Origin of the sequence: Anaerotruncus sp. G3(2012), from assembly GCF_000403395.2 — a bacterium.
Classification (GTDB): domain Bacteria; phylum Bacillota; class Clostridia; order Oscillospirales; family Ruminococcaceae; genus Anaerotruncus.
Window position 1 is genome coordinate 45,464 of record NZ_KE159676.1, and the last position, 21,357, is coordinate 66,820.

20 protein-coding genes and 1 pseudogene are annotated in these 21,357 nt (G+C 52.2%); 13 read left to right on the forward strand and 8 right to left on the reverse strand.

Annotation, left to right across the window (positions count from 1 at the left end; all coding sequences use genetic code 11):
* The coding region (locus C814_RS23080; RefSeq protein WP_155846417.1) for a transposase at positions 1-205 on the forward strand (205 nt) is incomplete at its 5' end.
* Between the two features lie 77 nt (positions 206-282).
* Here the strand turns inward: C814_RS23080 and C814_RS17160 are convergent.
* The 4 genes from C814_RS17160 to C814_RS17175 all read right to left on the reverse strand — a co-directional run bounded on the left by C814_RS17160 (position 283) and on the right by C814_RS17175 (position 5,729).
* Positions 283-1,224 (reverse strand): S1 RNA-binding domain-containing protein, encoded by a 942-nt coding sequence (locus tag C814_RS17160; protein ID WP_016316669.1) that lies wholly within the window; start codon positions 1,222-1,224, stop codon positions 283-285.
* Positions 1,225-1,514: 290 nt separating this feature from the next.
* Positions 1,515-2,096 carry a GNAT family N-acetyltransferase gene (locus tag C814_RS17165; RefSeq protein ID WP_016316670.1) on the reverse strand — a complete coding sequence of 194 codons (582 nt, stop codon included), beginning with the start codon at positions 2,094-2,096 and terminating at the stop codon, positions 1,515-1,517.
* 114 nt (positions 2,097-2,210) lie between these two features.
* Complete coding sequence (clpB, locus tag C814_RS17170) at positions 2,211-4,823, reverse strand: ATP-dependent chaperone ClpB (protein WP_016316671.1); 2,613 nt, start codon at positions 4,821-4,823, stop codon at positions 2,211-2,213.
* A 405-nt stretch (positions 4,824-5,228) separates the two neighbouring features.
* Entirely contained in the window at positions 5,229-5,729 is a 501-nt protein-coding gene (locus C814_RS17175) for a DUF4358 domain-containing protein (RefSeq protein WP_016316672.1), read from the reverse strand.
* Positions 5,730-6,491: 762 nt separating this feature from the next.
* On the opposite strand from C814_RS17175, the gene C814_RS17180 reads away from it, so the two are divergent.
* From C814_RS17180 to ftsH, 8 genes and pseudogenes are all read left to right on the forward strand, one after another.
* Entirely contained in the window at positions 6,492-7,454 is a 963-nt protein-coding gene (locus tag C814_RS17180) for a type 2 periplasmic-binding domain-containing protein (RefSeq protein ID WP_016316673.1), read from the forward strand.
* Positions 7,455-7,541: 87 nt separating this feature from the next.
* The gene (locus C814_RS17185; RefSeq protein WP_016316674.1) at positions 7,542-8,057 is read left to right on the forward strand and encodes a tripartite tricarboxylate transporter TctB family protein; all 516 of its coding nucleotides are present in this window, start codon (positions 7,542-7,544) and stop codon (positions 8,055-8,057) included.
* A gap of 15 nt (positions 8,058-8,072) precedes the next feature.
* On the forward strand, positions 8,073-9,569 hold the full coding sequence (locus C814_RS17190) for a tripartite tricarboxylate transporter permease (protein ID WP_016316675.1): 1,497 nt from the start codon (positions 8,073-8,075) through the stop codon (positions 9,567-9,569).
* Positions 9,570-9,571: 2 nt separating this feature from the next.
* A complete protein-coding gene (locus C814_RS17195; RefSeq protein WP_016316676.1) occupies positions 9,572-10,924 on the forward strand; it encodes a sulfatase family protein in 1,353 nt (450 codons plus the stop codon).
* A 30-nt stretch (positions 10,925-10,954) separates the two neighbouring features.
* A complete protein-coding gene (locus C814_RS17200; RefSeq protein WP_016316677.1) occupies positions 10,955-12,061 on the forward strand; it encodes a GntR family transcriptional regulator in 1,107 nt (368 codons plus the stop codon).
* 33 nt (positions 12,062-12,094) lie between these two features.
* Positions 12,095-13,219 carry an anaerobic sulfatase maturase gene (locus C814_RS17205; RefSeq protein WP_016316678.1) on the forward strand — a complete coding sequence of 375 codons (1,125 nt, stop codon included), beginning with the start codon at positions 12,095-12,097 and terminating at the stop codon, positions 13,217-13,219.
* Positions 13,220-13,375: 156 nt separating this feature from the next.
* Positions 13,376-14,133 (forward strand): IS5 family transposase gene (locus C814_RS23810; protein ID WP_155846418.1). Its coding sequence is split into 2 segments (ribosomal slippage): positions 13,376-13,694 and positions 13,694-14,133, totalling 759 coding nucleotides; the frame shifts between segments, so codons are not numbered across the junction.
* 9 nt (positions 14,134-14,142) lie between these two features.
* Positions 14,143-15,531 (forward strand): annotated as a pseudogene (ftsH, locus tag C814_RS17220) (ATP-dependent zinc metalloprotease FtsH); the annotation flags it as partial.
* 248 nt (positions 15,532-15,779) lie between these two features.
* Here the strand turns inward: ftsH and C814_RS17225 are convergent.
* From C814_RS17225 to C814_RS24640, 3 genes are all read right to left on the reverse strand, one after another.
* Entirely contained in the window at positions 15,780-16,280 is a 501-nt protein-coding gene (locus C814_RS17225; RefSeq protein ID WP_016316681.1) for a hypothetical protein, read from the reverse strand.
* 419 nt (positions 16,281-16,699) lie between these two features.
* Positions 16,700-16,975 (reverse strand): hypothetical protein, encoded by a 276-nt coding sequence (locus C814_RS24635; RefSeq protein WP_016316682.1) that lies wholly within the window; start codon positions 16,973-16,975, stop codon positions 16,700-16,702.
* A 27-nt stretch (positions 16,976-17,002) separates the two neighbouring features.
* Positions 17,003-17,617, reverse strand: coding sequence for a recombinase family protein (locus tag C814_RS24640; RefSeq protein ID WP_369750568.1), 615 nt, complete (start codon positions 17,615-17,617; stop codon positions 17,003-17,005).
* 60 nt (positions 17,618-17,677) lie between these two features.
* On the opposite strand from C814_RS24640, the gene C814_RS17240 reads away from it, so the two are divergent.
* The 4 genes from C814_RS17240 (at position 17,678) to C814_RS24650 (ending at position 20,950) form a co-directional block, all read left to right on the forward strand.
* Positions 17,678-18,226 (forward strand): PadR family transcriptional regulator, encoded by a 549-nt coding sequence (locus tag C814_RS17240; RefSeq protein WP_016316684.1) that lies wholly within the window; start codon positions 17,678-17,680, stop codon positions 18,224-18,226.
* Positions 18,223-19,863, forward strand: coding sequence for an NAD(P)H-dependent oxidoreductase (locus C814_RS17245; RefSeq protein WP_016316685.1), 1,641 nt, complete (start codon positions 18,223-18,225; stop codon positions 19,861-19,863). Before C814_RS17240 ends, C814_RS17245 begins: the two co-directional genes overlap by 4 nt.
* A 468-nt stretch (positions 19,864-20,331) precedes the next feature.
* Positions 20,332-20,667, forward strand: a complete 336-nt coding sequence (locus C814_RS24645; RefSeq protein ID WP_016316687.1) for a zinc ribbon domain-containing protein — start codon at positions 20,332-20,334, stop codon at positions 20,665-20,667.
* Positions 20,633-20,950: a DUF4368 domain-containing protein gene (locus tag C814_RS24650; RefSeq protein ID WP_242829022.1), complete on the forward strand. Its 318-nt coding sequence runs from the start codon at positions 20,633-20,635 to the stop codon at positions 20,948-20,950. Before C814_RS24645 ends, C814_RS24650 begins: the two co-directional genes overlap by 35 nt.
* A 150-nt stretch (positions 20,951-21,100) precedes the next feature.
* On the opposite strand, the gene C814_RS24655 is transcribed toward C814_RS24650, so the two are convergent.
* Positions 21,101-21,357, reverse strand: a 257-nt coding sequence (locus C814_RS24655; protein WP_016316689.1) for an IS5/IS1182 family transposase, incomplete at its 5' end; no start/stop codon positions are given.

The window sequence follows — 21,357 nt, forward strand, 5'->3', positions numbered from 1 at the left end:
GATGCCGGTCATTCCGCCAAGGAAAAGCCGAAAACATCCTCGGAAGTATGATAAATATTTCTACAAACTTCGCCATCTCGTCGAGAACGCTTTCCTGCTTCTCAAAAGATGGCGCGGTATTGCGACTCGCTACGCTAAAAATGCCGCTTCTTTCGCTGCTGCTGTCCAAATACGTTGTATTGCTATTTGGCTCCTTCTTTATTGACGACACCATCTAGCTTTGGATTGCAGATTTTATAAATAGATTAAACAGCCGCACTTGCTTTGCGAGTGCGGCTGTTTTTATGTCCCGGCAGGATCACTGAACACCGATTCGATCACCCGATCGGAGCAGGCGGGCGAATACCGCCAGCGGCTGATGTGTCCTTCGGAAATAAAATAGGGGCTGGGTGCGGTGTGATAGGATGCGTCGAACGCATCAACAATAATCAATTTGGCCTTCATCTTCTCCGGAATCAGGCTTTTTATGTAGACGCTCGCATGCTGCCCAACCGCGATTCCCTCCCGCGGTTCTGCCAACCCTGCAAGATTGGGGGTCAGTTCGACAAATACCCCGTAATCTTCGACCGAACGAACCACCCCGGCGACCGTTTCTCCTGCATGGAAGAGGGCGGCATTTTCCTCCCAAGTGCCGAGCAATTCCTTATGAGAGAGGGAAACCCGGCCTCCCGGCTCGACCGCGCGCACCACCGCTTTGATCTCCTGAGACGGACGGAAGCGGTCACGTGGATGAGAGATGCGGGAAATCGAGATCGCGTCGATTGGGATGAGGGATGGCAGCCCACAACCGATATCCACGAAACAGCCAAACGATTCCAGATGGGTTACCCGCCCGTCGATCACATCGCCCGGAACCAGACGAGAGATGTACTGTTCCAGACAGTCCTGCTGGACCTGCCGACGGGAGAGACGTGGAACCACCGCGCCATTTTCCGAGCGGGAAAATCCTGTAATCCGATAGCAGACCGGCTTATTGACTCGCGAGATGATCGCGATATCACGGGTTGTCCCTTCGGCGATCCCAAGCGCACCCTCCTCCCGCGGAATGATCCCCCGATAGCTGCCCATATCAACAATCAGGTTGTGCTCCGAATCACAGACGACCGCCCGACTTTCCAGAATTTTTCCGGTGAGCTGTGCCTCCTGAAGCGTAGCCAGAGATTTAAACGACTGTCGGTTTGCAGCGGTGTCGAGCAGCATGCCTTCGGGTTTGAAATGAAACATTTTGAAGCCCCTCCTCTTTGTACATACCACACTATATGCGGTCCCGTCATGCGGTATGCCCACTGTGACCGAGGAGGCGGAGAAAAAAGAACCGGGTAAATTTATCAAACATGCTGGACGAAAAAACAGGTCGGGGAAATCTGGTAGAAATATCTTGTCGGTAAACTGCTGGAATAACAGCTTACCGACAAGTTGTTTTTTCAAATCGGTCGAGGGAAAACGAGCAGCGAAGAATAGAACCGACTTACGTTTCAACAATACCCCAGTCTGTCACGATCCGTTGAAATGATTCAGATGTAGCCTTTTCCGCAGATTTCCTGTACCTGTTCCCGGGGAAGCTCCTGCCAGCTCACCGGTTCGGACGGATTATCGGTCCGCGGCAGCAGGAATTTTTCGTACCACCCTACATCCCGCCACACGCCCAGCTTGTAGCCGGCGTCTTTCCAGACACCTACCCGTTCAAACCCCATCTTTCGATGGAGACGATCACTGGCGGGGTTAGGCTGGGTCACAGCACCGTAGGCTCCGATATATCCCTGAGCGGTCAGCAGCTCGAGCAGTGTCTGGTAGAGATATTTTCCAAGTCCCTGCCTGCGCCGATCCTGTCGCACATAGATCGAAAGCTCTACCGACCACTGGTAAGCCTTCCGAACTCCCAAAGCTCCCGCATAGGCATAGCCTATGATCTCCCCGTTCTCCTCACAAACCAGCCACGGGTACCGTTTGAGCGTTCGTTCGACGCGGGCCGTGAACTCTTCCAGTGTGGGCGGCTCATATTCAAAACTGACCGATGTTTCGGCGACATACGGTGCATAGATATCCCGTACGGCCGGGATATCTGCCGGCTGAATCATTCGAATCTGTCTGCTCATAGCAATCTCCTCTCCTGTGGTTGGAACTCCGCTTTTCCTGTACTATACCATACGCCCGACAAAAAGACAACCGCTGCTCCATCCTGGCAAGGTGGGGCAGCGGTTAAGGGCACATTATTTGCCCGGATTTTCCCGGATCACGAGGTCGTCATCCTCCACATCGATCTCAAGGCAGGTATTGGGCGCAAGGTCTTTTGCGATCATCATCCGGGCCAGCATCGTCTCTACCTTATGCTGCAAAAACCGTTTCAGCGGGCGGGCGCCGTAAACCGGGTCATACCCACAGTCAACGATCTTCTGTTTCGCCGCATCGGTTGCCGAAAGGAATAGCTGCTTGTCGTTCAGACGTTTTTGCAGGTCCGTCAGAAGCAAATCCACAATTTTGGTTGTCTCGGATTTGGTCAACGGCTTGTAGAATACAATTTCATCCAGCCGGTTCAGGAACTCGGGCCGGAACTGCTGCTTGAGCAGGGTATCAACGTCCTTCCGCGCCTCCTCGGTGATCTGCCCGTTCTGGTCGATACCGTCCAGAATATAGGGCGAACCGAGGTTTGAGGTCAGGATGATGATGGTATTTTTGAAATCGACTGTCCGGCCCTGCGAATCGGTGATCCTTCCGTCGTCCAGTACCTGAAGCAGGATATTGAACACATCCGGATGCGCCTTCTCGATCTCATCGAACAGGACGACCGCATATGGTTTGCGTCGTACCGCCTCGGTGAGCTGACCACCCTCCTCATAGCCGACGTATCCCGGAGGCGCCCCAATCAGCCGGCTCACGCTGTACTTTTCCATATACTCGCTCATGTCGATCCGGACGATGTTTTTCTCATCGTCAAACAGCGACTGCGCCAGCGCTTTGGCAAGTTCGGTCTTGCCCACACCGGTCGGACCAAGGAAGAGGAACGACCCGATTGGACGGTTGCGGTCCTGAATCCCCGCACGTGACCGCAGAATCGCTTCCGCAACTTTGGTAACCGCCTCATCCTGCCCGATCACCCGCTGATGCAGGATGCTTTCCATATTGAGCAGTTTGTCCCGCTCGCCCTCCATCAATCTGGCGACCGGTATTCCCGTCCACCGTCCAACAATCCGCGCAATCTCCTCTTCGGTGACCTTATCCCGCAGCAGGGTGGAATCCTTCTCCGCTTGGCTTGCCATTCGTTCCTCCGCTTCGAGCTGTTTCTGGAGCTCCGGCAGCTTTCCATATTTCAGTTCGGCGGCTCGGTTCAGGTCGTATTCGCGCTCCGCCTTCTCGATGTCCGCATTGACCTGTTCCAGCTCCTCCCGCAGCTTCTGTACCTTGCTGATCGCGTTTTTTTCATTTTCCCAGCGGGCTTTCATCCCCTTGAACTGCTCCCGCATCTCGGCAAGCTCCTTCTGGATCTCTTTCAGATGCTCCTGTGAAAGCTGGTCTTTTTCCTTTTTTAACGCGGCTTCTTCGATCTCATGCTGCATGATCTTGCGGGAGATGTCGTCCAACTCGGTCGGCATCGAGTCCATCTCGGTCCGGATCATCGCACACGCCTCGTCCACAAGGTCGATCGCCTTATCCGGCAGGAACCGGTCGGAGATGTAACGGTTGGAAAGTACCGCCGCCCCGATCAGCGCCTGATCCTGAATTTTCACCCCATGAAACACCTCGTACCGCTCTTTCAAACCGCGCAGAATCGAAATGGTGTCCTCCACCGTCGGTTCAGGCACCATCACCGGCTGAAACCGACGCTCGAGCGCCGCGTCTTTCTCGATATATTGCCGGTACTCGTTGAGGGTGGTCGCGCCGATACAGTGCAGCTCGCCGCGTGCCAGCATCGGCTTGAGCAGGTTGCCCGCATCCATGCTGCCTTCGGTCTTGCCCGCACCTACAATGGTATGCAGCTCGTCGATAAACAGGATGATCCGGCCTTCGCTCTTCCTGATCTCCTGTAATACCGCTTTCAGGCGTTCCTCGAACTCACCGCGGAACTTTGCCCCTGCAATCAGAGCACCCATATCGAGCGAAAAGATCGTGCGGTCCTTCAGGTTTTCGGGCACATCCCCCCGGACGATCCGCAATGCCAGCCCTTCAGCGATCGCAGTCTTGCCAACACCCGGTTCGCCGATCAGGACAGGGTTGTTTTTTGTTTTGCGGGAGAGGATGCGGATAACGTTTCGAATCTCGTGGTCCCGCCCGATCACCGGGTCAAGCTTCTGATTGCGCGCCATCTCGACCAGGTCCGATCCGTATTTTTTTAACGCATCATAGGTGGACTCCGGGCTGTCTGAGGTCACGCGGGTATTCCCACGGACGCTGACCAGCGCCTGCAAAAAGCCGTCCTTCGTCATGCCGAACTGCTGGAATATCCGCTTGAGGGCGGCATTGGGTGTCTCGAGCAGAGCCAGCATCAGATGTTCGACCGAGACATACTCATCCTTCATCCGGTCGGCGGTTTTTTCCGCCTGCATAAGTGTGCGGTCTACCTCCTGCGAGACATAAATTTTGTCCCGCTCCCTTCCTGGCCCGCTCACCCGCGGAATCCGCTCGATCTCGGTCTTGACTGCGTGCTGCATGGCAGAAGCATCTATAGCCATTTTTTTCAGCATCTGCCCGATAAGGCCGTCCTCCTGCGCAGTCAGCGCGGCGAGCAGGTGCGGCTGCTCAATCTGCATATTCTCGTATTCGATTGCAAAATCCTGCGCTGCCTGCAAAGCCTCGAGGGATTTTTGGGTAAATTTTTGAGCGTTCATAAACGACCCTCCCATATTTATGGTATGTATTGGAAACTTTTTGATTAGCACTCTAATGTATCGAGTGCTAATTGTATTGTAACCCTACCTTTCAGAAAAATCAAGTACAAATTGTGAATTTTTGCACGCATCCCTTCGAAAGCATCTGTCAGGAGGTTTGTACTCGATTGCATCATTCTGATGAAGCTAAAAGGCCGCTGGCATATTCTGCCCTGTCTTTCCAGAATAATATTCTCCGGAGCATAAAAAAGAAGCGCATGTCTAACCAGCGATCTGGCAGATATGCGCTCCTTTTATTTGTTTTTTGGAATCTGGAAAAAAGACATTCCTCCAGAGACTGCTTCCTATAACTGCTACAGCTCCACAGCTCTGGAAATACGCATCATTAGAATCCCAACGCCTAGATCAAAATGCTTCTGTAATGATCTCCTGCGCTTTTTCCTGATCTTCACTCGTTTCTCCCACGATCAACAGAAACAGGTAGTCCCCTTTTTCGATCACCAAACCACGCTGCGATTTTTCGTACTGATCGGGCAGATACTGCTCAAAGGATGCCTGCACATCCGCAAGCCGCTTGTTTAGTCCGTCCAATACCTTCTGCCGGGATTCCGGCTTTGCTTTGACTGCTACGACATTGTCCGCACTGGTCATCGACATCGCCATCTTGCCCGCATATTCCTCCACATCGGCTTCCGGATCAATGTAAAACAGGTCTGTGAACAACTGATCGTCGATGTCCGCAGACATCTGAATGCCGACCTCATCTTCAATACGGTCAACCACTGTCTGTAACGTATTTCCATCCTTCATCTGCACCGCATCTGTACCGCCGTCCGCTTTTGAACCGCATCCCGCAAGCATCCCGATGCAGAGCAACACAATCGCCAATCTTATAATCTTTTTCATCTTGTATCTGCTCCTTTTCCAAATTGTCCCGCCTGGGGTTTCACAGATATAGTGTGCCAAAAATCTGTTTTTACTTCATACCCACAAAAAATTTTTCCAAATGGGACAGACAGTGGAAAATGAAGTCTTAATTGATGTTTGGAGCATTTCTGACGTTGCGTTTGCTTGGCACACGAGATGCATTTGGCGTGAAGCGCTGCGGCTCCATGGCCCCAACTACCCCAATGTCAAGCCCAAGGCAAAACTTTTCCGACAAACTTCATAGTTGCTTCGTTGACTGCCTATTTTCCAAAAATTATAATTGAGTGCAGTTTTAGGGTAGCGCTAAGATAATCAGTGATACGAGTGCATCAAGGCGTCCACCCCCGTTTTTTCGTGCAGATGAAAGGCACTCATATGTACCATAATACAGAAAAAGCTTGGATTTCCTCGCGTTTATGTGATAATGTATCTCTTGATCCTGGAATATTAAAGGGATTTTGATATCTGCTGTTGGAAATACCGTACAAGTCCACCGTACTGGATATTACCACAGCAAGCAGGGTCGCAGAGCAGATCACGCAGAGAAATTTATACGGAATATATAAAACAGATGTCAACAGGTAGACAGGTTTCTACAGTTAATCTAAAAACCAGACAACTTTATTAAAATTATAGGAAAAGTTGTTGAATCCCAAAAAACTTTATGCTAAATTTCTATTATACAGATGTTAGAAAATAACAGGAACCGCATCTGACTAATTATGGAAAAGGAGCGAGATTATGAAAAGAAGGATTCTTAGCATCGTACTGCTTGTCGCCATGTGCACAACCTTGCTGGCGGGCTGCGGCCAGAAGTCCGCAACATGGAAGGTCACCTGCCCTTGGGCCCCCTCTGGCGTAGCCGCCATGGTGAGCCAGCAGGCAGCTACCAAGTCCACCAGCTATTCCGACTCCATCACCTTGGTGGCCGAAGCCATCAAGGGAGATGCCGCCACCGTAAATACCTGGGTGGCTGATACCAAGGCAAATGATACCGAGTTGGTTTTCGTGGGCGAGGGGCTGCTGTCCATCACCTCCATTTTGGATCCAGCCAAGATGCAGTTTGGGTATGAGGACTTTGCATTTGTGGAAAACCTGTATTCCTCCATCTTCGTCCTCTCCGCCGATGCCAAGCTGAACATCAGCAGTGTGTCTGATCTGGAAGCCTATGTCCAGCAGGGAACGGAAATCAGCGTGGCAGTCAACGGCGCCACCAGCTCCGAGGCGTTCTTGGCCGCGTCTCTGTTCGGTGCCATGGGCGCGGGAGACAAGCTGAAGCTGACACCTTATCAGTCTGCCGCTGAAGCAGCCCAGGCTGTAGCCCGGGGCGAGACACAGTTCGCCGTTTCTCACCAGTCCCAGATTCTGGAGACCTACCAACAGAATGGTGTAACGATTGTGTGCGCCTTTGACGAGGGCAATATCGAAAACGGCCCCTTTGCTGGTGTAGAGGGCGTGGGCCAGCATGGTTTCCCTTACTTCCGCAACCGTTGCTTCGTCATGGCCCGGGCTGGCACCGATGAGAAGAAGGTCGCCGAGCTGAAAGAGCTCTACGGCAAGATCCTGGCGGACGCAGAAGTCGTGGAGTGGCTCCAGGATACCATGCTGCTGGAAGTGGACACCATGTCTGTCGCGGGCGTGGAGGCCCATGTGGAAAACGTGAAGAGCATCGTCAACGAGTATAAGGACATCGTTACGGGCTGACCGCAGCTATACATACGGGGAATGGGATAGGGCAGGAGTCCCGCCCATTCCCCCTTTTTATCTCTGAATTCTGAAAGGAGGTTCCCTATGAAACAATGGGTAGAGCATTTCAACGGTCGTATGGACGCCTGGGGACGGAAATTGCACGAAAAAGAAATCCGTATTCCCATTGATCTGGTTACCGGCCTGGTCTTCGCGCTTTTTGCCCTGATGGTCCTGCTGGTCATGCCGGATCAGGTGGCAATTTCTGAGAAAGATGTCGTCAACGGCCGGGCGTTTCCCACTCTGCTGATGACAGTCATGCTCCTATGCTGCGCCATGCTGATCGGCAAGGAGGTCTATAAGCTGGCCACAAAGCAGCCCCTGAATTGGAAGGTCATCAACGTCCAGGTGGAGGCCAAGGCGCTGGCAATCCTGGGCATTTTGCTGGGCACCTATTTCCTCAGCAAGTGGACCGGCCTGTTCGTGGTAGGAGCGGTCTTCTGCTGCCTGGGCTTCCTGCTCTATTTCCGGTGCCGGAAGAAATCCTACTATTCCATTACCCTGGTGATCGCGGTGGCCATCTGGGCGGCCTTCCGCTTTGTCCTGGGCGTGGGCTTTTAAGGAGGGAGACGGTTTATGTTACAGTACATTGTTCCGGCCACCGGTCTGCTGTTTACATTGGAAAACATCTTGTGGATCAATCTGGGTGTGTTTATCGGTTCGGTTTTCGCGGCCATCCCCGGACTGAGTGTTATCCTGTGCGTGATCCTGTTCCTGCCTGTCACCTATTCCATGACCGCTATTCCCGGCATGATGTTCCTGCTTGGCATCTACTGCGCCGGGGGTTATGGAGGCAGCGTGTCCGCTATCCTCATCAACACCCCTGGCACCCCCCACGCGGCGGCCACCATGCTGGACGGGCATCCCCTGTCGGAGAAGGGGCGGACCAAGGCCGCGCTGAAGATCGCCCTGTACGCTTCTACCTTCGGCGGGGTTTTCTCGGCCCTGATGCTGCTGTTCCTGGGGCCCCAGGTGGCCCGTGTAGCCGCCCAGCTGGGCACCGCGGAGTACTTCATGGTCTGTGTCTTTGGCCTGACCATCATCGCCGGCGTGTCGGGCAAGAGCATGATTAAGGGCTTGATCTCCGCGTGCTTGGGACTGCTCATTTCCTGTGTGGGTTCCGACCCCATGACCAGCTATGACCGCTTTACCTTCGGTATTTCCCGGCTGTACCTGGGTTTGGATCTGGCAGTCTGCCTCATCGGCCTTTTCGCCCTGGTAGAGATTATGGCCAAGGCGGAGAAACGGTTGGACCGTCTGAATCTGGACACGACCCAAATCAAGGATGACGGCGTCATCACCAAGGCGGAATACAAGCGCATGGCCAGGCCGGTGCTGCTGTCCTCTATTATCGGTGTGATGGTGGGCATCATCCCTGGCACCGGAGCCTCGGAGGCTTCCTGGTTCAGCTATAACACCGCCAAAAACATGTCAAAGCATCCGGAGGAGTTTGGACACGGCTCCGTGGAGGGCATTGCCGCCGCCGAGTCGGCGAACAATGCTGTCACCGGTGCGACCCTGATCCCCCTGCTCACCCTGGGCATCCCCGGAGACGGCACCGTGGCGATTATGCTTTCCGCCCTGATGATCAACGGCCTGAATCCCGGACTCAGTCTCTTTACCACACAGGGAGACATTATGTATGCCATTATGCTGGGCCTGATTTTGGTGAACATTTTCATGCTTCTTCAGGGCAAGTTCCTCACCTCCCTCTTTGCCAAGGTGGTGTCTATTCCGCAGGAGATCCTCACCCCCATTATCGTCATCTTCTGTTTCGCCGGGGCCTATTCCGTGAATGAGAATTATTTTGACGTGGGCGTAGCCCTCATTTTCGGTATGCTGGCCTGGATTCTGCGTAAGCTGGAACTCCCTCCGGTGCCCATTCTCCTGGGATTGGTGCTGGGCGGTATGACAGAGACGAATTTCCGCCGGGCTTTGCTGATCTCTAATGGAAGCCCCAAGATTTTTTTCAGCAGCGTGTACTGCATCATCTTCCTGGTCCTGATCCTGCTGGCGGTGGGTGCCATCGTTCGAGGTAAGATGAAGGAAAGAAACGCGCAGAAGGAGGAATGACTATGCCCAACAACATCATTTTTTATTTCACAGACCAGCAGCGCTGGGATACCTGCGGCTGCTTCGGCCAGCCCCTGGACATCACGCCCAACCTAGATGCTCTGGCTCGGGAGGGCGTGAAGTTTGACAACGCCTTCTCCCCCCAGCCGGTGTGCGGTCCCTGCCGGGCCCTGTTCCAGACCGGCAAATATCCCACGGAGACCGGCTGTTTCCGCAATAACATCATGCTGCCCGCCGGAGTCAAGACTCTGGGCCAATACATCGAGGAGGCGGGCTATGAGACCGCCTACATCGGCAAGTGGCACCTAGCCAGCGACGGGGAGCTGGAAAAGCCCCCCACCATCGACCACACCGTAACCGCCGTTCCTCGGGAGCTGCGGGGGGGCTACACCGGCTTCTGGCGCGCCGCCGATGTGCTGGAGTTCACCTCCCACGGCTACGACGGCTTTGTCTTTGACGAGCATGACCAGCGAGTAGATTTCAAGGGCTACCGAGCGGACTGCATCAACGACATGGCTCTGGAATTCCTTGATGGCTACACGGGAGAGAAGCCCTTCTTCATGACCATCTCCCAGATCGAGCCTCACCACCAGAACGACCGCAAGCATTACGAGGGGCCGGAGGGTTCCAAGGAGCGGTTCAAGAACTTCATTTTGCCCGAGGATCTGAAAGCTCTGGGGGGCAACGCCGCCGAGGAGTACCCGGACTACCTGGGGCAGTGCGCCAGCCTGGACGAGAACCTGGGGCGCCTTGTGGCAAAGCTGAAGGAAAAGGGGCTGTATGAGAATACGGTGATCCTCTTTGCTTCGGACCACGGCTCCCATTTCCTCACCCGGAACCGGGACGATCATCTCAACGGCTATGACGACTATAAGCGATCCTGCCACGACGCCTGCCTCCATGTGCCCCTGGTCATTGCCGGCGGGCCTTACCGAGGCGGACGGGCAGTGGAGGAGCTGGTGAGCACCGCCAGCCTGCCTAAAACCATCCTGGCCCTGGCCGGCGTGGACGTGGGCGACGCTATGATCGGGGAAAACCTCCTTGACGTTGTGGAAAAAAAGGCGGATAATAGACCCAATGAGATTTTCGCGCAGATTTCCGAGAGCCGGGTGGGCCGGTGTATCCGCACAGCGCGCTATACATACTCCGTCTATGCCCCCGGCGTGAACGGCGGGGCGGCGGCGGCCTCGGACCGCTATGCGGATGACTTCCTTTACGACATGGAACACGATCCCCACCAACTGGACAATGTGGTGGCCGATCCCGCCTATGCCCAAGTGAAAGCGGAGCTGCGAAAGCGCCTGCTGGACTGGATTTGGCAGGCGGAAGGGGCGCGTCCTGTCATTACGGACTGAAGCGGGCTGTGCGATTCCCGGGAGGGCGTCATGAAGGAACTGGACCGAAAATCGGAGATGGTCTACCGCTGGGTGCGAGCCTACATTGAGGAAAACAAGTTTTCCAGCAATACAAAGATCCCGTCAGAAACCGTCCTGACTCGAAAACTCTCCGTCAGCCGGGAAACCGTACGTCGGGCCTTGGGCCGGCTGACGGAGGAGGGCCTCCTTCTCCGGGTAAAGGGAAGCGGGACCTACATCAATAAAGAGGAGGCCCTGTCTTGGGAGCTGGGAGGCAGCGAAGGAAGGACCAAAATCGGGCTGATTCTCCAGGGCCAGGACGGGAACGCCAACTCCAGCCTGATGGACGGTATCCGAAGTATCCTTCCCCCGGATCAGGTGGATTTGCGCACCTTCCTCACGGACAACAAGTTTGCCAATGAGCGCCGCTGCCTCCAGGCCGTGGTCAACCAGGGCTTTCAGGGCTTTATTGTGGATGGCGTGAAGGCCAGCCTGCTGAACCCCAATCTGGACTACTATCAGAAAATCTACCAAAAACGGATTCCCGTCATTTTCTACAACAACTATTATAAGAATCTGAAATGCCCCCGGGTGGTGGTCAACGACCTGCGCTGCGCCGAGGAACTGATCGGCCTGCTGATCCGGCAGGGGCACCGGCACATTGCCGGGATTTTCCTCTCCGACAATTACCAGAGCATTGAGAAGTTTCAAGGGATGGCAGCCACCCTCCAGAAAAACGGGGTGGAATATCAGGACGATTACGTCAAATGGTGTGCCTCCAGCGAGGCATACGACGCCCGCTCCATCGGACGGTTCCTAAAGCGCTTGCCCCGCTATACAGCAGTGGTCTGCTGCAACTACATGATCTTCCAGCTGACCCGGCAGGTGCTGGAGCAGCTGGGAAAGCGCGTGCCGGAGGACTGTTCCCTGGTGTGCTTCGACTACTCCAGCGACGACTGGGAGGCGGAAGGGATCACCTGTTCCATCCATCAGGGATATCGAATTGGCCAGGAGGTGGCTGCCCGGCTGATGCGTATGATCCGAAACCGGGATTGCGACGATAAGGGCTATACCTATGTTCTGCCGCCGGAAATTTACCTGGGAAGGACAGTCGGTCCCGCAAGAGAGACAAAGTAAGCGGTACGCCGCTGGAAGGAAAGGAGATGCCGTATGCCGCCCCTGAGCATTTTACTCAAGCCCGCTTCCAGCGGATGCAATCTGCGCTGTACGTATTGCTTTTATGCAGACGAGGCAAAGATCCGCGCGGTTCCCAATTATGGACGGATGCCGGAGGCGGTGAGCCACGCTCTGATCGAAAAGGCGATCGGGGTGGCCGAAGGCTCGGTCACATTCCTGTTCCAGGGGGGGGAGCCCACCTTGGCAGGACTGGATTTCTTTCGGGATTTCGTCGCCCACGTAAAAAAAACCGCCCCTTCCAACCTGGCAGTCTACTATGCCATTCAGACCAATGGAACGCTGTTGGATCAGGAGTGGTGCCGCTTCTTCAAAGAGAACCGCTTTCTGGCAGGCCTGTCCCTGGACGGCAGCCGGGAGTGCCACGACCGCTTCCGCTTGGACGGAAAAGGAAAGGGGACCTATAGTCGGGTGCAGCAGGCGGCCCGCCAGTTGGAACAGGCCGGTGTGGAGTACAATGTCCTGACGGTGGTTACCGGCTATCTGGCCCGGCATATCCAGAGCGCCTTTTCCAGCCTGTGCAGGCAAGGCTTCCGGTTTCAGCAGTACATTCCCTGCCTGGACCCTTTGGATGAGAAACGGGGCGGTCAGGAATACTCTCTGTCACCAGACCGGTATGAGGTGTTTTTGAAAAGGCTGTTTGACTTGTGGTATCGGGAACTGGAGCAGGGACGCTACTGGTCCATCCGCTATTTTGACAATCTGCTCTGGATGCTGGAGGGACATGCTCCGGAGCAGTGCTCCATGCGGGGATACTGCGGCTTACAGTATCTGGTGGAGGCGGACGGCAGCGTCTACCCCTGTGATTTCTACGGGCTGGACGCATACCGCCTTGGAAATATCCGGGACGATGCCTGGGGGGACTTGGACCGCGCCAGAGATGTATTGGGCTTTGTGGAAACCTCCCGACGCATACCGGAAAAATGCGGCCAATGCCGGTGGTATCCCCTGTGCCGGAACGGCTGCCGGCGAGACCGCGTTATCGAGGGAGACAAATTGGGATCCAGCTATTATTGCGAGGCCTATGCCGGTTTTTTCTCATATGCCCTTCCCCGGCTGGGTCGGGCTCGGATTCTGTTGCGCCACATCCAAGCTCTGTGAATAACTGAGATAAGAACCCGATCATGGCAATCTGCAAAGGCCCTGGAAGCCTATATGGAGCTTTGAGGAAACGATGACTGTCATACTGATCTTTTTTCTTATGGCCCTGATGACTAGGGTCTGTTCACACAAATAAAGATATGCTATAATAAAGGAATGGAACTGAAGAAAGAACAATACGAACAAATCGCAGAGTGCTTTCCGAAACAGCGGAAACCAGCAAAAATCAGCAATCTGGATGTATTGAATGCGGCGCTGTACGTAATGGAAAATGGGTGCAAATGGAGGAGCCTGCCCAAAGAATACGGAGATTGGCACGTGATCTATGTCCGGATAAACCGCTGGGCGAAAAAGGGAGTTTTGGAAAAAGCATTTTTGCGTTTGCAGCAACTGGGAATCATCAAAATCCAAGTAAACGTGGTCAGTTTGGATTCCACCTGCATCAAGGTTCATCCTGACGGAATGGGTGCACTGAAAAAAACGGAGCGCAAGCCGTCGGAAGAACACGTGGTGGGTGGAACACCAAACTTCATATGGTCGCCGCATCTGATCGAGATGGGATGATCTTTTCGCTGCCTGCCGGAAACCGTGGAGATGGCCCTGAAGGCCGTACTCTTTTGCAGCAGCTCGGTCCGGCGGATCACCCGGTTTACCTTCTGATGGATCGGGCCTACGAAGGGGATGAGACAAGAGCTTTGGCAGTGGAACTTGGCTATATCCCTGTTGTTCCGCCAAAAAGCAATCGCAAAGATCCTTGGGACTATGATAAAGAGCTGTACAAACAGCGCAACCAAGTTGAGAGGCTTTTTCGCCGTATCAAGCGATTTCGTCGCATTTTTACCCGCTATGACAAACTGGATATTATCTTTTTGGCTTTTGTCTTTTTTGCTCTCATTGTCGATGTGCTTATGTGAACACTACCTAATTCCATGATGTTCGGAAAGTCCAACGCTAAAGTCTACGTGAAATCCTCGGAGGGCATTAAGTTCTCCGATGTGGCGGGGGAGGACGAGGCCAAGGAGAACCTGGCCGAGATTGTGGACTACCTCCACAACCCGGATAAGTACAAGGAGATCGGCGCCTCCATGCCTAAAGGCATCCTGCTGGCGGGCCCTCCAGGCACCGGCAAGACCATGCTGGCCAAGGCGGTGGCCGGCGAGGCCGAGGTTCCCTTCTTCTCCATGTCCGGCTCGGAGTTTGTGGAGATGTTTGTGGGCATGGGGGCCTCCAAGGTCCGGGACCTGTTCAAGCAGGCCAAGGAAAAGGCACCCTGCATTGTGTTCATCGACGAGATCGACGCTATTGGCCAGAAGCGGAACTCGGGGAAAATGGGCGGCAATGACGAGCGGGAGCAGACTTTGAACCAACTGCTTACCGAGATGGACGGCTTTGAGGGCAACACCGGCGTTGTTATTCTGGCGGCTACCAACCGCCCTGAGTCCCCGGACCCAGCCCTGACCCGGCCTGGACGCTTTGACCGCCGGGTGCCTGTAGAGCTGCCCGATTTAAAAGGCCGGGAAGCTATTTTGAAAGTCCATGCCAAGAAAATTAAGGTTTCCGAAGAGGTGGACTTCCAGCAGATCGCAAGAATGGCCTCGGGAGCATCTGGAGCAGAGTTAGCCAACATCGTCAATGAAGCAGCCCTCCGGGCGGTACGGGATGGGAGGAAGTATGCTACTCAGTCTGACCTGGAGGAAAGCATTGAGGTAGTCATTGCGGGCTACCAAAAGAAAAATGCCATCCTTACTGACAAGGAGAAGTGGACGGTGGCTTACCATGAGATTGGCCATGCTTTGGTGGCTGCGAGGCAGACCCAATCCGCTCCGGTGCAGAAAATCACCATTATTCCCCGCACCTCTGGGGCATTAGGCTACACCATGCAGGTGGAGGACGGCAATCGCTACCTGATGACAAAAGAGGAAATCGAAAACAAGATTGCTACCTACACAGGAGGCCGCGCCGCAGAGGAGGTTGTTTTTGGAACAATTTCAACTGGAGCTTCCAACGATATTGAACAGGCGACCAAGTTGGCTCGGTCCATGATCACCCGCTATGGAATGAGCAAGGATTTTGATATGGTGGCGATGGAAACAGTGAGCGGCCAGTACCTTGGCGGAGATACTTCCTTGATCTGCTCCGCAGGGACACAGGACGAAATTGATCGTCAAGTGGTGGAACTGGTTAAAAGGCTTCACAAAAAAGCTGCCGAAATACTGCTGGAAAACAGACAAAAGCTGGATGAGCTTGCAAGGTTTCTGTATGAGAAAGAAACGATTACTGGTGAAGAATTTATGGCGATCCTCAATGCCTAATATGCGTTTCTCCATCCAAATTATGTGGTGGGCAGGCATACCCTGCACTTTTACTCTCCCTTTCCTCTTGCGCCAGAGTAAATAGGATCAACCTTTTATAGTGACATTTCTACTGACGCATGACCTGTTGTAGAACTTACGACTTAACGATACCGCAACAAATCAACGATAGCCCATTCCGAATGGCTTCAGAAACGCAAAAAAGCCCACCGCTGGTCTGAAAATTTATCCAGCCAGCGATGGGCTTTTTACAAAAGTGCCTGTAAAACGGCCATATTTAGCGGGTTTTGGCAAAAACCAAGGACAATTATCCCGATACCCATTATATCAAGAGAACATTTATCAAGGGCTATAACCTGCATGGCAACCATCGTTGCTCTACCTGCATAATTCGGTTGGCGTTCAACAAGTCTTGCAATCCCGCCAAATAAATACAATGGTGTTGAAGCAGAAAATATCTGCGAAAAACCTGCTAATGTCAAACTTCTTGTTTCATCTGTTTCAAGCAAAAACTGCCAAAGGTAAACCAACAGTGAACAAATGCCCACGGTGTGAGCAATCAGTACTGCAGGAACAGGTTTCCATTTGCGTGCAAACTGTTTGCCCAGATAAAACCAAAAGGCTGTTGTGAGCAGAGGGAGTAAGTAGAAGCCTGCCATACCAATTACAGGAACCATAATCAAGACATTAACTAAATATCCAACTATTACAGGAACAAGAGTCAACAATATTAAAACACTTTTCTTCATATGGCATCATCCCCCCAAAACCCCCGATTTGTCGTTTTCTTACAGCCATCAGTAGTGACCAATACACAAGCCTCATTTGATGGGCTGATGGTAGTGGCAAGCAATGCACAGGTATATGCCCCGTGCCGCTTGTTGGTGGCCGAGCTCCCCAAGCCCCCAGCGCATCGGCGTAGTTCCGTCCGATGCACAAGCTGCCGTTGGCGTCTGCTGGTATATACCAGCAAGGGATGACACCCCGGCGGAGCCGCCCCCGGAGGGCGCACGGCTGCCGTCAGGCAGTACCACCGCAGGCCCCTGGCCGGTGATGAGTAAGTGCGCTCTTCGCAGAGGGCCAAAAGAGAATGGAGCGCCTAGGTCATCCCCAGGCGCTCCCCCTTCGGCCCTCTCCTGCTGGTCGATCACCGTCTTTCCGGCCTGCGTCATCTTGCCACAAATACACAATACATCTCAAAATAACCGTCCTTAGATGGTGCACCGGGTACGGATAAATCCGAACCCTCAACCTCCGCCAGCGTGATAGTCTTGGAATCATCTTTATAATTGAAAGTAAGGATTATCCTCTCCTCATAAAGATACACCGCATTTACAAAACTGTCAATCAGCTTTTGACGCTGCTTCTGCTTTGACACAACAAGTTTGCTGAAACAGTAAGTAAAAAATCCTATCTGTTCTCTTGTAAGCAGTGGCTTGTGCATTTCCTCCTGCAAAATGCTGACTTCAAGCTAGCTTTTGATTTCCTCTAACTCGTCCAATCTTTGCTTGGTGGACGGGGTAAAAATCCCGGCTTGAATGGCGTTGAGCATATTGTTCATGCCTTTTTCCGTTTCCGCAAGCTGCTTTTTCAAAAGGGGCGGCTCGGTGCTTTCTTTCTTCTGCAACTCCATTAGCGCATCAATCAGCCGTTCCATGACTTCATCATTCATAGTTGCTTTCATGGTATAGTTGACAATTAAATCTTCAATCCAGTCTTTCTTAACCGCTTTCTTATCACAGAATTTCTTTTTCTTGGTGTTCACACGGCGATAATAGCGGTGTATTTTTATTGTGTGGCTTTCTCCCACCATAAAGGAATCGTATTTTCCACAATACAGCTTCGTTGTCAAAAGGTAATCGTCCTCGGCTTTGTGACGGGCAGGAGCCTTTTTGTTCTTTGCCAGCCGTTCTCGTACCCGTTCAAATAATTCTTTCGGAACAATCGCCGGGATACCCTCCTCCTTGGCTACATCACGATAACTGTACTCGCCCATATAGCGGCGGTTCTTTAACAGGTGGTTCATAATATTCAGCGTGATTTTCCCGTCACTTTCGTATACAATCTTCGCTTTGCTCTTGATTATATTCTACTTATGGAATATAATAAGCGTGCAGAGTAGAACAGAGCAAGGAGGGCGTACTGTATGTTAAAACATGGGATTTTGGGGTTGCTCAATTATAAAGAAATGACCGGGTATGAAATTATGGAAATTTTTCGAGACTCCCTAAATTATTTTTGGGACGCGAAAACCAGCCAGATTTATAGAGAGCTTCAAGGGCTGGAACAAAGAGAATGGGTGAATAAAACGGTTGTTCCGCAAAATGGAAAGCCGGATAAAAACGTCTATTCCATCACATCAGCAGGGCGAGAAGAATTACTGCGATGGCTTGCAGATAGCGACTTGGGATTGAGGGTCAAAACACCGATTTTGATGAAAGTCTTTTTTCTTGGGGAAAGAAGCGCGAAAGAAAATATTTGTTATTTTGATAGCGTTAAGAAAAGCTGCGAGTTCTTCCTACAAAGTTTAGATGCTGTTCCACGGCTCATATACACCTATGGCGATCTAATCGGTCAAAAAGAGAAAACACTTTATTGGCAGATGACGGTAGAATATGGGCGGCGAAGTTTACAAATGCAAATTGAGTGGGCACAGGACTGCATCCGGAGATTGGAAGGAGAAATGGAGTTATGAACATCTTGGTGATAAATGGAAGCCCGAAAGGGGCTGGCAGCAATACCTACCGACTCACGTCTGCGTTTCTGGATGGTATGAAGCAAGGGATTCAGGATGTTCAGACAAAGGGGCTTTCCATTAGCCGCATAAATATTAAACCCTGCCTTGGCTGCTTTTCGTGCTGGAACCGCACGCCCGGACAATGCTGCATACAGGATGAAATGCAACAGGTCATTCAAGACCTGCTTTGGGCGGACATTACAATATGGAGTTTTCCCCTATATTATTATACGGTTCCCGGTTCACTAAAGAATCTGATTGACCGCCAGTTACCTATGCTTCTCCCTTTTATGGAAGAAAAGGCCGGACAGGTTGGGTGCGGAGGACATCCCTCCCGATATGATATGAGCGGAAAAAGGACAGTGGTGATCTCCACCTGTGGCTTTTATACGGCAAAAGGAAATTATGACGGCGTATATAGTCTTTTCGATCATCTTTGCGGGCGGGGAAATTATACGACCATTTTTTGCGGCCAGGGCGAACTGTTTCGGGTGCCGGAGCTGTCTACGCGCACGAATGAGTACCTTTCATATGTGAAATTAGCGGGACAGGAATACGCCAGCGGTAGTATTTCCAACAAAACGCAGGAACTGCTTGACCAGCTTTTACTGCCAAAGGAAACCTTTGAAGCCTGCGCTGACGCGAGCTGGGGGATTGATAAGGGCGGCGCAAAAACAGGAGAGACCATCGCAAGAAAAGAATCTGACACACTGATTTTCACCAGGCAAATGGCGGCGCTTTATTGCAAGGAAAACTATCCCGGTAAAGACATCGTGCTGGAAATGCACTATACGGATGTGGAGGAAAGCTACCAAATTCTGTTAGGAAAAGATGGCAGCCATGTTTATACAGACGGGTCTTTAGCGGCCACCACAAAGATTGAAACGCCGGTTACTGTATGGCGTTCGATTGCGGCCGGAGAAATTCGGGGTGATGAAGCCATGATGCAAGGGCTTTATAAGGTGAAAGGAGATTTTACCTTGATGCTGAAATGGGACACCTACTTTGTCGGTTCACGGCCACAAATGCAACGAATGGAAGCCCCCCTATCGCAGAAAAACACCAATATGAACATTATGCTCATTCCGTGGATCGTTTTATGGGTAGCTCCTGCGATCCACAAGCAATGGGGTTGCCTTATCAGCATCGGTATCTGCGCGCTGATCCCCCTTATCTTCTATCGAAACAAAAAAACAGTATATGACATTTTGTCAAATGCTTTGGTAACGAGTTTTTCCGTTACCATGCTGGCCGGATATTCAGAAAAATGGATGTTGCCGCTGTCGTATCTTTCCTTTGCCGTGATGTGGCTTGTGTCCTGTTTTTGGAAAGTACCTCTTACTGCCCATTATTCCATGAACAGCTACGGCGGCGAGGACGCTTTACAAAATGCTCTCTTTCTAAAAACCAACCGTATTCTGACTATGGCTTGGGGCGTTCTTTATCTGTTTACATCTGTTTTTACATGGCTATTGATGCGAACCTCTATTAGTAGCTTTGTTGGGCTTATCAATTCTGTATTGCCTATCTTCATGGGGCTTTTTACTGCGTGGTTCCAAAAATGGTATCCTGCAAAAGTGGCTGGGGGAAAGTAAGAACATTATATAAGCCAGTAAAAAATGCTTACGGTGGAGGTGGAGATGCTTGCTTATAACAGAATGGGTATTTTTTCCCGTCTAAGAACCTGTATTCATAATCAGAGGATGCCGGATGAGCGAGGGGTTTTGCTGCCCTGCAAGGCGAAAAAACGCAGACAATACTTTGTGTATTGCAAGATTTTTCAACGCGCCAGGCCGGCAAAAGACCCGCTCAGACGGTGTCGAATGGTTGTGAATACGGGTTCTAAGAACAGAGAGAGGACAAACACAAGCCGGTGGTCGATCCCGACGCCGCCGAAACGGTCAAGCTGATTTACTCCATGTTCCTGCAAGGTAGCTCCAAGCGGGCCGTGTCGCTCCCCACCTGAACGAACACGGCATACCCAGCCCCTCGGCCTACCGGCGCATGAAGGGCCTGCCTGTTTCCTCCGCTGCGCCGACTGCGGCCAGGCCCTGGCCCGGAGCTTGAGCGGCAAATATGTATATTACGCCTGCTCCACCTATAAGAACCGCTCCCGGACGGCCTGCACCATGCACCCAATCAGGCACAACCGGCCGGAGACCGCCGTCCTGTTCGCCATTCAGCAGCAGGTACATTTAGCGGTTTCCTATTCTGAAATTATCGCGCTTATCAATACGGCCCCGATCAAGAAGTGCCAATCAAAGCGGTTGGACGACCTGATCGCGGCCAAGGAGCGGGAACTGGCGAAAGTCATCCGCTACAAGCAAGGGCTGTATCAAGACTGGAAAGACGGCGAGATCACTCGTGAGGACTACCACAATAGTGAAAGCCGATTATGAGCGCCAGACGGCTACGCTGACCGCTGTATTAGAGAACCTGACAGCGGAGCGGGCGGAACTGGCAAACGGTGTGGATAACGAACAGCCGGCGTTGGTAGCCTTTATGAAGTATCAGAACATCGACAAGCTGACCCGTGACATTCTTGTGGAACTCGTTGACCATATCAAGGTGTACGACGAGAATAGCAATATCAGCGTCCGCTTCAAGTTTGCTGATGAACAGCGAAAGATCGTCAAGTACATTGAACCCAACACCGAAGCTACCACCGCTTTGGCTGTTTGAGCCGTTACTCTCTCATATTGGCAGCTTGTTTTCCTAATAGGCGCTAATCATACCGTTTCATGCCCCTATTTTCCCACCTGCATTCCCTTTGTGCAATATTTATTTTTCAAACAAGGCCTAGGGCTTGTTTGAAAAATAGTGAAGGCTGAGCTAAATCAACAAAATAGCGATAGCGGCAATATAAACGAAAGCGAGAAAAGACGCATCCAATTTGTCATATCTGGTGGCGATTCTGCGAAACCATTTGAGCTTTTGGAAGAAGCATTCAACCAAATGACGCTCTTTATATAAGCACCAGTCTACCGGCCATGGCTCAGAAACATTGCTCTGCGGTGGGATCACATAGCTGGCTCCTTGTTCCGAGATGTAAGCTCGGATCGTCTTTGCCCCATAAGCCCGGTCTGCTA

Coding starts and splice junctions, on each gene's coding strand:
- C814_RS17165 (WP_016316670.1), bottom strand. CDS start 2,096: ATGAGCAGACAGATTCGAATGATTCAGCCGGCAGATATCCCGGCCGTA.
- C814_RS17240 (WP_016316684.1), top strand. CDS start 17,678: ATGTTAAAACATGGGATTTTGGGGTTGCTCAATTATAAAGAAATGACC.
- C814_RS17200 (WP_016316677.1), top strand. CDS start 10,955: ATGAAGGAACTGGACCGAAAATCGGAGATGGTCTACCGCTGGGTGCGA.
- C814_RS24635 (WP_016316682.1), bottom strand. CDS start 16,975: ATGCACAAGCCACTGCTTACAAGAGAACAGATAGGATTTTTTACTTAC.
- C814_RS17175 (WP_016316672.1), bottom strand. CDS start 5,729: ATGAAAAAGATTATAAGATTGGCGATTGTGTTGCTCTGCATCGGGATG.
- C814_RS17225 (WP_016316681.1), bottom strand. CDS start 16,280: ATGAAGAAAAGTGTTTTAATATTGTTGACTCTTGTTCCTGTAATAGTT.
- C814_RS17195 (WP_016316676.1), top strand. CDS start 9,572: ATGCCCAACAACATCATTTTTTATTTCACAGACCAGCAGCGCTGGGAT.
- C814_RS17180 (WP_016316673.1), top strand. CDS start 6,492: ATGAAAAGAAGGATTCTTAGCATCGTACTGCTTGTCGCCATGTGCACA.
- C814_RS17185 (WP_016316674.1), top strand. CDS start 7,542: ATGAAACAATGGGTAGAGCATTTCAACGGTCGTATGGACGCCTGGGGA.
- C814_RS17190 (WP_016316675.1), top strand. CDS start 8,073: ATGTTACAGTACATTGTTCCGGCCACCGGTCTGCTGTTTACATTGGAA.
- clpB (WP_016316671.1), bottom strand. CDS start 4,823: ATGAACGCTCAAAAATTTACCCAAAAATCCCTCGAGGCTTTGCAGGCA.
- C814_RS17205 (WP_016316678.1), top strand. CDS start 12,095: ATGCCGCCCCTGAGCATTTTACTCAAGCCCGCTTCCAGCGGATGCAAT.
- C814_RS17160 (WP_016316669.1), bottom strand. CDS start 1,224: ATGTTTCATTTCAAACCCGAAGGCATGCTGCTCGACACCGCTGCAAAC.
- C814_RS17245 (WP_016316685.1), top strand. CDS start 18,223: ATGAACATCTTGGTGATAAATGGAAGCCCGAAAGGGGCTGGCAGCAAT.